Origin of the sequence: Micromonospora sp. LOL_014 (assembly GCF_048060245.1) — a bacterium.
Classification (GTDB): domain Bacteria; phylum Actinomycetota; class Actinomycetes; order Mycobacteriales; family Micromonosporaceae; genus Micromonospora_E.
The window spans coordinates 110,677-120,023 of sequence record NZ_JBHMIP010000026.1 but is presented as its reverse complement, the minus strand read 5'-3'; the positions used below and the strand labels follow the sequence as shown (position 1 = coordinate 120,023).

Sequence of the window (9,347 nt, the reverse complement as noted above, 5' to 3'; positions counted from 1 at the left end):
GTAGCGGGTGTCGCCGTAGCGGGTGTCGCCGTAGCGGGTGTCGCCGTAGCGGGTGTCGCCGTAGCGGGTGTCGCCGGGCTGACGGTGGCCGGTCGGATCCGAGGTGCTCGCGTTCCGCCGGCGATAAGGCGAATCGTCGTACGCCATACCGCGTCTCCTCTGGTCGCTCAATCGACCAGCGTGTGGCGTCCGCGCGGTGGCCCGGGCAGCCGTACCGGTCGCAGGCACCGTACCCGCGACCGGGTCCGGCCGTCACCCCCCGTATCCGGCCGAGATGCCCGGGACCGGGTCGATGCCGGGTTGGCACCGGCCCGGCGGACCGGCCTGACAGACTGGTCAGTCAGGCAGCGGAAGGGGTCAGTCGGCCGGCTGGTCCGGGGCGTCGGAGTCCTCCGGGCGGTTCGGGACCCGGCAGGCCCGCTCCAGCCAGAGCGCCGCCGCCACCAGCGCGACTGCGGCGACCAGACCGCTGCCGGCGGTCGGCAGGTCGTTGCTCGCCGCCCGGGTCGGCTGGATGAACAGCCACAGCACCAGACCGGCGTAGAAGCCGGCGAAGATCGCCCCGGCGAGGGAGGACGCCTTGGCCAACACCACGAAGCGGGCGGCGAGCAGCGGGTTGACCGGATCGTGCCCAGGCTGGCGGTCGACCCGGGCCCGGGTGTTCAGCGCCGCGTACCCTTCGAACACGGCCAATGCCGCCAAAGTCGCGGAGGGTAGCCAGGGTAGGACCGGCATCCGTACGTACCAGCTGCTGATCACCAGCCAGCCGACCGCCGCGGCGGCCAGCGCCGCCACCACCAGGGTGGACGACCTGGTAGGCCCCATCCGCGGCTCGTCAGGCTCCCGTCCACGCGGACTGACTCCCGGTCCGGTCACGGCAGCATCAACCCCGGCAAGGTGATCGACAGACGCACGTTCACTGGGTCGACTCTAGCGGCAGATCCGGTCGGGGGCGCAGTTCGAGCAGGTCCCCGGCGACCGGATCGTGGTTGAGCAGGTCGGTCAGCCAGCCGTGGCCGGGCAGGTGGCCGTACGGCTGGATGTCGATCCACGGTCGCAGCACGAACGCCCGCAGCCGTGCCCGGGGGTGAGGCAGCACCAGCTCAGGATCGTCGCTGAACACGGGGGTGTCGTCGTCGGTCCACACGGCGACGACGTCCACGTCCAGGCTGCGGGGCCCGTACGGCCGGTCCGGGTCACGCACCCGCCCGGCGGCCCGTTCGAGGCCGCGGCACCGGTCGAGCCAATCGGCCGGCGCGGCACCCGGGTCGGCCACCAGCGCGACCGCGTTGAGGTAGTCGGGCTGCGCCGGGTCGCCCCATGGCGGGGTTTCGTAAACCCCGGAGACGACCAGCAGTACGTCGTCCATCGACCGTACCGCCGCGCGCAACCGCCCGTACCGGTCACCGAGATTGCTGCCCAGCGCAAGCACCGCCCGGGTCACGGTCGGCTCCGGGTCAGCACGACCGCGACGTCGGTGAACGGGTGCGGAATCGGCGCCTGCGGCTTGTGCACGGTCACCGTGACCGAACAGACCCGGTGGTCCGCCAGGCACTGGGCGGCCAGCCGGTCGGCCAGCGTCTCGATCAGGTTCACCGGCTCGCCGCTGACGATCGCGACCAGCCGGTCGGCCAGCTCGCCGTAGTGCACGGTGTTGGTGACGTCATCCGAGGCGGCCGCCGGCGCGAGGTCGACGGTGAGCTCGACGTCGACGACGAAGTCCTGCCCGGTGGCCCGTTCCTGCGGGTAGACGCCGTGCCGACCACGGGCACGCAGCCCGGTCAGCACGATCCGGTCGGTCGTTGACGGCCGCACGGCACCCAGATTGGGCGACGGCCCTGCGGCGGGCTGGTGGTCGGTCATTGACGGCTCCCCGGCGGCTCGTCGGCGTCCGGGACGATCCTGGGGCGTCCGCTGGCCTGCCACACCGCCAGCGCGTCGACGGTGTCCCGGACGTCGTGTACCCGGACTCCCCAGGCGCCGGCGGCGACCGCCAACAGACTGGTGGCGATGGTCGCCGCAGCCCGTTGGTCGACCGGCCGTGGCTGGCCTGCCGGGTCGGCGAGCAGTTGGCCCAGGTAGGACTTGCGGCTGGCCGCGAAGAGCAACGGGCAACCGAGGTCGAGCAGCTCGGGCAGACGGACGGTGAGCTGCCAGTTGTGCTCCGCCCGCTTGGCGAAGCCAAGACCGGGGTCAACGACGAGCCGGTCGGCGGCCACCCCGGCGGTCAGCGCGGCGTCGATCCGGGCGGCGAGCTCGGCGCGGACCTCGCCGACCACGTCGCGGTAGTGCGCCAGGTCCTGCATCCGGTCGGAGTGCCCGCGCCAGTGCATCAGAATCCACGGGCAGCCGGCCTCGGCGACCACCTCGGCCATCCGTGGATCCGCCAGACCGCCGGAGACGTCGTTCACCACCACCGCCCCGGCGGCCAGCGCGGCGGCGGCGACCGTCGCCCGGGTGGTGTCGATGCTCATCGGTACGCCGGCGGCGGCGAGCGCCCGGACGACCGGAAGCACCCGGGCCGCCTCGGTCGCGGCGTCGATCCGCACCGCGCCCGGCCGGGTCGACTCACCGCCGACGTCGATCAGGTCGGCGCCGTCGCGGTGCAGCCGGACGCCGTGGGCGACGGCGGCGTCGAGGTCGGCGTACCGCCCGCCGTCGGAAAAGGAGTCAGGCGTGACGTTGAGAACGCCCATCACGACCGGCCGGGCCGGCCGCAGCAGATCGGTCACGGGTAGGACGGTACCGGCGCGGCTCGGTGTCGGCCGGCAGAGGGCATGCTGGGTACTCTCGAACCAGACAACGGCGGCACGGCGGCGCTGTCGGTCGAGTTGCACGCAGCTTGTACCAGACAGGGGTGGCCCGTACGCTTTGCAGTTGCTGGTGGTCAGCGAGGGCAACGCCGAGGAGAAGGGCTGAAGTTGGACAAAAAGCCCACAAATCTTCACCGTACGCGGTGATCGCCGGACGCAGGGTCGAAACTCGCGGCACGACCCGACACGTCCGTGAGGCTGGACAACTGCAGTGCCCCGGCTTCGCCGGCCGCACACCGGGGAGGTTCCCATGATCGAAACAACGCTCGTCGACACGGTCAACGCCGCCATGGCCTCCGTTGTCGACACGCTGCCGCTACTGGCCGCGCCGGCCGGTGAGCCGGACCCGGCACCGACCGGCTTCAACACCGAGGGCGTTGTCTCCTTCCTTGCCAGCAAGGTCGCGCCGATCCTGCTGGCGGTGCTGGGCGTGATCTTCATCGGCCGGGCCAGCAAAGGTGAGATCTCCAAGGTCCTGACCAGCTCCGCGATCGCGATCGTGGGTTTGGCGTTCATCGCCGGAGCGGCGACGCTCTTCTTCGTCGGCGACTACCTCATCAACCTGATGTTCGAATAGAGCGCGGGGCACAGGATGCGGCTGCGTACCGACGACGACATCTACCGCGCCCGGCTGGTCTACCTCGGCCCGCCCGGCTACACGTTGCCGATCCACCTGCCATATGCCCAGTACGGGGTCTTCATCCTCCTCGTACCGCTCTACATGTTCATCCACTGGGCGTTCACCTTCACCGTGGAGCTCTTCCCCGCCTGGGAGATCGCACTGGCGATCGTCACCACCTCCTTCATCTTCCGGTACGTCGACCCGGATCGGCCCGCCCGGATGGTGGTCCGGACCGCCCTCACCGACTGGCGCCGCACCAGGGAACCCGCCGCCGAACAGCGAGACCCGCGGCTGGTCGCCAGCCACATCCGGATTCGGGAGGAGTTGGCATGACCCGCACCAACCACCGAACCACAGCCGCCGCCCACCCGGCTGGCGGGCGGCGTGAGGCGATGGCATGAGCCGATCAACCCCGCCGGGCTCCTCCCACCCGGCCGGCCAGCCGGCCGGCACCCGCGGTAACGGTAAGCGATCGAGCGACTACGACGCCGCGCTGGGCGAGTCGACCGACACCGGACTGGTCACCAGCCCCAGCCACGGCGCGGTCGCCTACTTCCAAGCACCCGCAGCGTCCCGCAGCAGCCGGCCGACGCGGACCCCACCGCCGGCGCCACCAGTGCCCACCCCCAGAGCCGGTATGAGCGACAACACCGACATCGACTCGCCATTCCTGGACCTTTTTCCGGGTGCCGGCCCGGCCGGTGGCCACCAGCCGGGCCGCACGCCACGGACGGCGATCCGGCGCTCGGCCCAACACGACGCGATCGCACCACCAACGCAGCACGACGCCATCGAACCGCCCGCCCGACACGACGCGATCGCACCGCCGGCCCAGCAGACCGCCATCGGACCGCCCACCCGCCACGATCCGCAAGGAACTCCCGGCGACGCGTCAGCCAGGAACACCCCACCCGCCGGTCCGATCGGCTCGGCGCTGTCCGGTTCCCCCGACCCACCGGTTCAGCGCCGGACTGCCATGCCCACCCCGCGTACCGCCGGCGGCCCGGCCCCCGCAGCCGAACCGGCCGCACCGCGCGACGGCCAGCCGGTCACGTCGGCGTCCACAGTGCCGCCGGCACCGGTCCTGCCGCCACCGCCCACCGCCCCCCGCCGGCCCGGTCCGACCAAGCAACCCGTTCGGAACCGGCCCGACTCGGCACACCCGGCCGAGGCAGCGCAGCGAGATGGCACACCAGCGCAACGCCGGCCACCGGCGATGCCGCAGCACGCCGCACCAGCACCCCAGCAGCACGCCGCAACCGCACCCCAACAGCGCACCGCACCCGCACCGGTGCACCAGCCGCCGCCGGCCAATGCACCGGTCCGCGGTAAGGGCAAGGGCAAGCGGGCCCGCCGGCGGGCCGACGAGGCCGACCGACCGGACAAGTTGATCAAGCCGGTGCCGATCCGCCCCCCGAAGGTCAAGTTCACCGACCGGGATCCGGCCGCCGAACTCGCCATCACCGAGATCGCCGGCCATCTCACCTTCACCCCGAACACCGTCACCGCCTGGTACTGGCTGCCCGAGGTACGCTGGGCGTTCCGGCCCGACGCCGAGCGGGAAGTGCTGCTGTCCGCCATCTCCGAGCAGTACGCCGGCCTGGCCGGATTCCGGGTGCACCTACGCCGCACGACCCGGCCGTTCCCGGCCGACGAGTGGGCCCGCACCATCGACTCGCTGACCAGCAACCCCCTGCCCAACGTCTCCGACGCGGTCTCCTGGTCCGACCATCTGGTCGCCGCCCAGCGGCACCTGATGGCGGTCAACCACGCCGAGGGGCAGACCTACCTGGGCATCACCTTCGCCCGCCGGTCGCTCGGCGACTCACTGTCCGAACGGGTGCTGCGGCTGTTCGGGCGCGGCGTCGCCGAGAGCGAACGCCGCCGGCTCGGCCGGATGGTCGAGCAGTTCGACGAGGTGCTGGGTGCCTTCGGCATGCGGGGTCGACGGGTCACCGCCGGCGAACTCGAATGGCTACTCTACCGGTCGGTCGCGCTCTGCATGAACCCGCCAACCATGCTCTCGCCGGTGCGGGACGGCAACTGGGACCGCGGCGACCTGCTCGCCCTCACCGAGCAGGTCGAGCGCTACCGTACCCCGTACGGCTCGACGCTCAAGCTGGTCAACCGGATGACCGGCGAGGAGCGGCACGTCGCGGTGCTGGCAGTCGGCCGAATGGAGCCGCTGGAGATCCCGGAGCGGCACGAGCCATGGATGCACTTCCACGAACGGCTGCCGTGGCCGATGGAAATCTCCTCCCGGATCGACCTGCTCGGACCAGCCGACTCGTTTCGCAACCTGGAGCACCGGCTCCGGATGATTCGCTCGCAGCAACTGGACTACGCCGAGCACGGCATCGACGCGCCGCCGGAGTTGGAACGGCTCGCCAAGCGGGCCCTGCACATCGGTGACGAGATGACCACCGGCCTGCCGGTCGAGTCCGCCCGAGCGCACGGCTGGCACCGGATCGCCGTCGGCGGCCGGACCCGCGAAGAGTGTCTGGAACGGGCCCGCCGGCTAATCCAGCTGTACTCCCGGGAGATGCGCATCTCGCTGCAGCATCCGAAGAACCAGGACTGGCTGGCCCGGGAGTTCATCCCTGGGGAGCCGGTGGCGAACACCGGATACATCCGGCGGATGCCGGTCAACCTGCTGGCCGCCGCGCTGCCGCAGGCCGCGTCGACGGTCGGCGACCGGCGCGGCGACCTGATCGGGCGTACCGCCGGCACCTGCCGCCGTCCGGTCTTCCTCGACCTGCACTTCCCGATGGAGGTCCGGGAACGTTCCGGGCTCGCCGTCTTCGTCGCCGAGCCGGGCGGCGGCAAGTCGACGCTGCTCGGCGCCCTCGGCTACCTGGCCGCCCGGCGCGGCGTGCAGGTCACCCTGCTCGACCCGTCCGGGCCGCTGGCCCGGCTCTGCGCCATGCCGGAGCTGCGGCCGTACTCGCGGGTGCTAAACCTGACCGGTTCCGAACAGGGCACCCTGGCGCCGTACTCACTCATCCCGACACCGGTGCGCGGCGAGTTCGCCACCGGAGCCGCCGGCGACCGCGAGTACGAGATTTCCGTATCGAACGCCCGGGCCGAACGCCGGATGCTGGTCCAGGACATCTGCATGATGCTGGTGCCGCCGCAGGTTGCCCGGGAGTCGTCGACGGCCACGCTGCTGCGGCACGCGGTCCGCCAGGTGCCCGCCGAGGAGACCTCCACCTTGGACGATGTGGTCGCCTGCCTCAGCGGGCTCGACGACGACGGCCGTGAGCTGGCCAACCTGCTGCTGGACACCGCCGAGATGCCGCTGGCCCTGCTGTTCTTCGGTGCACCGGAGCCGGGCCTGCTCGGTGCCGACGCCGCGCTGACCGTGATCACCATGGCCGGGCTACGGCTGCCCGACCTGAAGATCGAACGCGAGTACTGGTCGGCCGAGGAGGCGTTGGCGCTGCCGATGCTGCACACCGCCCACCGGCTGGCGGTACGCCGCTGCTACGGCGGCTCGATGGGGTCGCGCAAACTGGTTGGCCTCGACGAGGCGCACTTCATGGAGGGCTGGCGGTCCGGCCGGTCCTTCCTGGTCCGGCTGGCCCGTGACTCCCGCAAATGGAACCTGGCCGCGCTGGTCTCGTCGCAGAATCCACGGGACATCCTCGGGCTGGACGTGCAGAACCTGGTCTCCACCGTCTTCGTCGGCCGGATCGCCGAGGACGAGGAGATCGCCGCCGAGGCGCTGCGCCTGCTGCGCGTCCCGGTGGACGACGGTTACGAGGCGACGCTCGCCTCGTTGTCTAGCGTAGACAGTTCTTCCGCGAGCCGGCTGGGCTTCCGGGAGTTCATCATGCGCGACGTGGACGGTCGGGTGCAGAAGGTCCGGGTGGACGTCTCGTACGTGGACGGACTGCTCGATCATCTGGACACCACACCCGGTACGCCGCAGGCGGCACCCGCCGGTCTGCCGACCGCGCTCAGTGACCTGGAGGTATGACGTGGCGAGGACCGCGACCCGGTGCACCGCGCTCCTGCTCGCCGTCCTGACAGCCGCCGTGGCGAGCATCTCCTGGCCGGTGCTCGGCGCTACCCCGCCGGCCCAGGCCGCCCCGGTCGCGCCGGTCGCCCAGCTGCCCGCCCAGGCACCGGTCGACCTGTGTCCGGTCGAGGCCTGGCAGGCCGACTTCCGGGCCTGTCTGGACCGGCTGCAGGACGTCAGCTCGGCTCGTGCGCAGTGCCTCGACCCGCCGGCACCGAGCGCCCCCGACTCCGGCTTCGGCGGCTGGTTCGCCACCCAACCGGAGCAGACCGAAGGTGCCAGCGGGCTGTACATGAACTACGGGTACGCCGGCTACCGGTTCCCGACGTACGACCTCAACGGCGGGTGCGCCTCCTCGGTGGTGAACGCCGACGTCGGCGTGTTCAACGGGGTCGCCAACCTGGAGATGATGGTCGCCACCGCAATCGTCGGGGCGTCCAACGCGATCCGGGAACGGGCCTGGGACCCAGGGACCATGTACGCCTGGGCCGACCCGCTGGTGGCGCAGGCGACCACCGCGATCTACGACGAGGTCTTCACGGTCTTCGGGCTGATCACCCTCTGTGTGGTCGGTCTCTACCTGATCTGGCGGTCACGTCAGTCGGACATGAGCAACATGATCACGACGGCCGGCTGGGCAGTCCTGATCATGGTGGTGGTGACCGCGATCGCCGCTTGGCCGGTCCGCTCGGCGAACCTGGCGGACGACGCGCTGACCAGCACACTGGGTGTGGTCCACGAGGCTGTCGGACCGCGGGCCGTCGAGATCCCAGCCGAGGAGTGCCCGGAAGCTGACGCCAAACGCTGCTCCGATCAGCGTCCGCCAGCGGTCCGGGCCAGCGACACCATCACCTCGGCCATGTTGTACCGCAACTGGTTGCGCGGAGTACTTGGCTCGGCGGACAGCCCGACAGCGGAGAAGTACGGCTTCGCGCTCTACGACGCCCAGGCATTCACCTGGTCGGAGATCGAATTGATGCGTGCCGATCCACAGCGCCGGGATGCCATCCTTTCGCAGAAGAACCGGCAGTGGATGACGGTCGCCGAGCAGATCCGCACCGAGGATCCGGAAGCGTACGAGCATCTGCAGGGCATCCGGGAGATGGACCGGGTCGGCACCGGCCTGATCGCCATCTTCGCGGCAGCCATGTTCGCCATGTTCGACCTCGCCGCGTCGCTGCTGGTTCTGCTCGGGTTCCTGCTGTTCCGCTGGGCGGTCGTCGCCGCGCCGATCCTCGGGACCATCGGTCTGCTCCGGCCGGCCGGAGCGGGGATGCGTCGACTCGGCAACGCGGTCGTCGCCGCCGTCTTCAACATCGCGATCTTCGGCACCGGGGCGGCCGTCTACCTGTTCGCCGTCGACCTGATCATGAGCACGCCCACCTTGCCGGGCTGGCTGCAGGTGGTACTGATCTGGCTCTGCGGCATGGTCGGCTGGCTCCTGCTGCGTCCGTACCGACGGATCACCGACCTCGGCGGCCGGGACGGCGGCGGCAGTTCGTGGCACCTGCGGTACTTCCGGGAGACCCGGGAGACCCGCGAGCCCGAGCAGGTCGTGGTCAAGTCCAAGGACGGACGGGACCAGACCGTCGTCAAGCAGACCGTGGTGCGGCCGGAGGCCCGGTTGGAGGACCCGAGCAGCGACAGACCCGCCGGTGGTGCCGGCGGCACCGGACCGGCCAGGGATCGGCCGGACGGCCGGGAGGACGGCTCCGAACCCACCACCCTGCCCGGGTCGCCCCGACCATCGAGTCGCCCCCGTCGTGCGTCGACGTGGACCGCGCCCGACGTCCCAGCCGAAGAGCACCAGTACGCCGTCTACCGGCCCGACAGCACCCGCAAGTCCGACGAGGCGCCTAAGCCGCGCATCCGCACCGAGGCCCGGTGACCT

General features: G+C 71.2%; 8 protein-coding genes. 4 read left to right on the top strand and 4 right to left on the bottom strand.

What is annotated here, in order from left to right; genetic code table 11:
* Window positions 1-357: 357 nt before the first annotated feature.
* The 4 genes from ACFHW1_RS22170 to folP all read right to left on the bottom strand — a co-directional run bounded on the left by ACFHW1_RS22170 (window position 358) and on the right by folP (window position 2,732).
* Window positions 358-825: a DUF3180 domain-containing protein gene (locus tag ACFHW1_RS22170; RefSeq protein ID WP_416616023.1), complete on the bottom strand. Its 468-nt coding sequence runs from the start codon at window positions 823-825 to the stop codon at window positions 358-360.
* 91 nt (window positions 826-916) lie between these two features.
* Window positions 917-1,444: a 2-amino-4-hydroxy-6-hydroxymethyldihydropteridine diphosphokinase gene (folK, locus tag ACFHW1_RS22165; RefSeq protein ID WP_416552042.1), complete on the bottom strand. Its 528-nt coding sequence runs from the start codon at window positions 1,442-1,444 to the stop codon at window positions 917-919.
* Window positions 1,441-1,863 (bottom strand): dihydroneopterin aldolase, encoded by a 423-nt coding sequence (gene folB, locus ACFHW1_RS22160; RefSeq protein ID WP_416552043.1) that lies wholly within the window; start codon window positions 1,861-1,863, stop codon window positions 1,441-1,443. Before folB ends, folK begins: the two co-directional genes overlap by 4 nt.
* Window positions 1,860-2,732 (bottom strand): dihydropteroate synthase, encoded by an 873-nt coding sequence (gene folP / locus ACFHW1_RS22155; RefSeq protein ID WP_416552044.1) that lies wholly within the window; start codon window positions 2,730-2,732, stop codon window positions 1,860-1,862. Before folP ends, folB begins: the two co-directional genes overlap by 4 nt.
* A 370-nt stretch (window positions 2,733-3,102) precedes the next feature.
* Between folP and ACFHW1_RS22150 the strand changes: the two genes are divergently transcribed.
* From ACFHW1_RS22150 to ACFHW1_RS22135, 4 genes are all read left to right on the top strand, one after another.
* Window positions 3,103-3,390 carry a hypothetical protein gene (locus ACFHW1_RS22150; RefSeq protein ID WP_233606437.1) on the top strand — a complete coding sequence of 96 codons (288 nt, stop codon included), beginning with the start codon at window positions 3,103-3,105 and terminating at the stop codon, window positions 3,388-3,390.
* Window positions 3,391-3,405: 15 nt separating this feature from the next.
* The gene (locus ACFHW1_RS22145) at window positions 3,406-3,768 is read left to right on the top strand and encodes a hypothetical protein (RefSeq protein WP_416552045.1); all 363 of its coding nucleotides are present in this window, start codon (window positions 3,406-3,408) and stop codon (window positions 3,766-3,768) included.
* A gap of 64 nt (window positions 3,769-3,832) precedes the next feature.
* Window positions 3,833-7,414, top strand: a complete 3,582-nt coding sequence (locus tag ACFHW1_RS22140; protein WP_416552046.1) for an ATP-binding protein — start codon at window positions 3,833-3,835, stop codon at window positions 7,412-7,414.
* Between the two features lies 1 nt (window position 7,415).
* On the top strand, window positions 7,416-9,344 hold the full coding sequence (locus ACFHW1_RS22135; protein WP_416567928.1) for an MFS transporter: 1,929 nt from the start codon (window positions 7,416-7,418) through the stop codon (window positions 9,342-9,344).
* The last annotated feature ends 3 nt before the right edge of the window (window positions 9,345-9,347 follow it).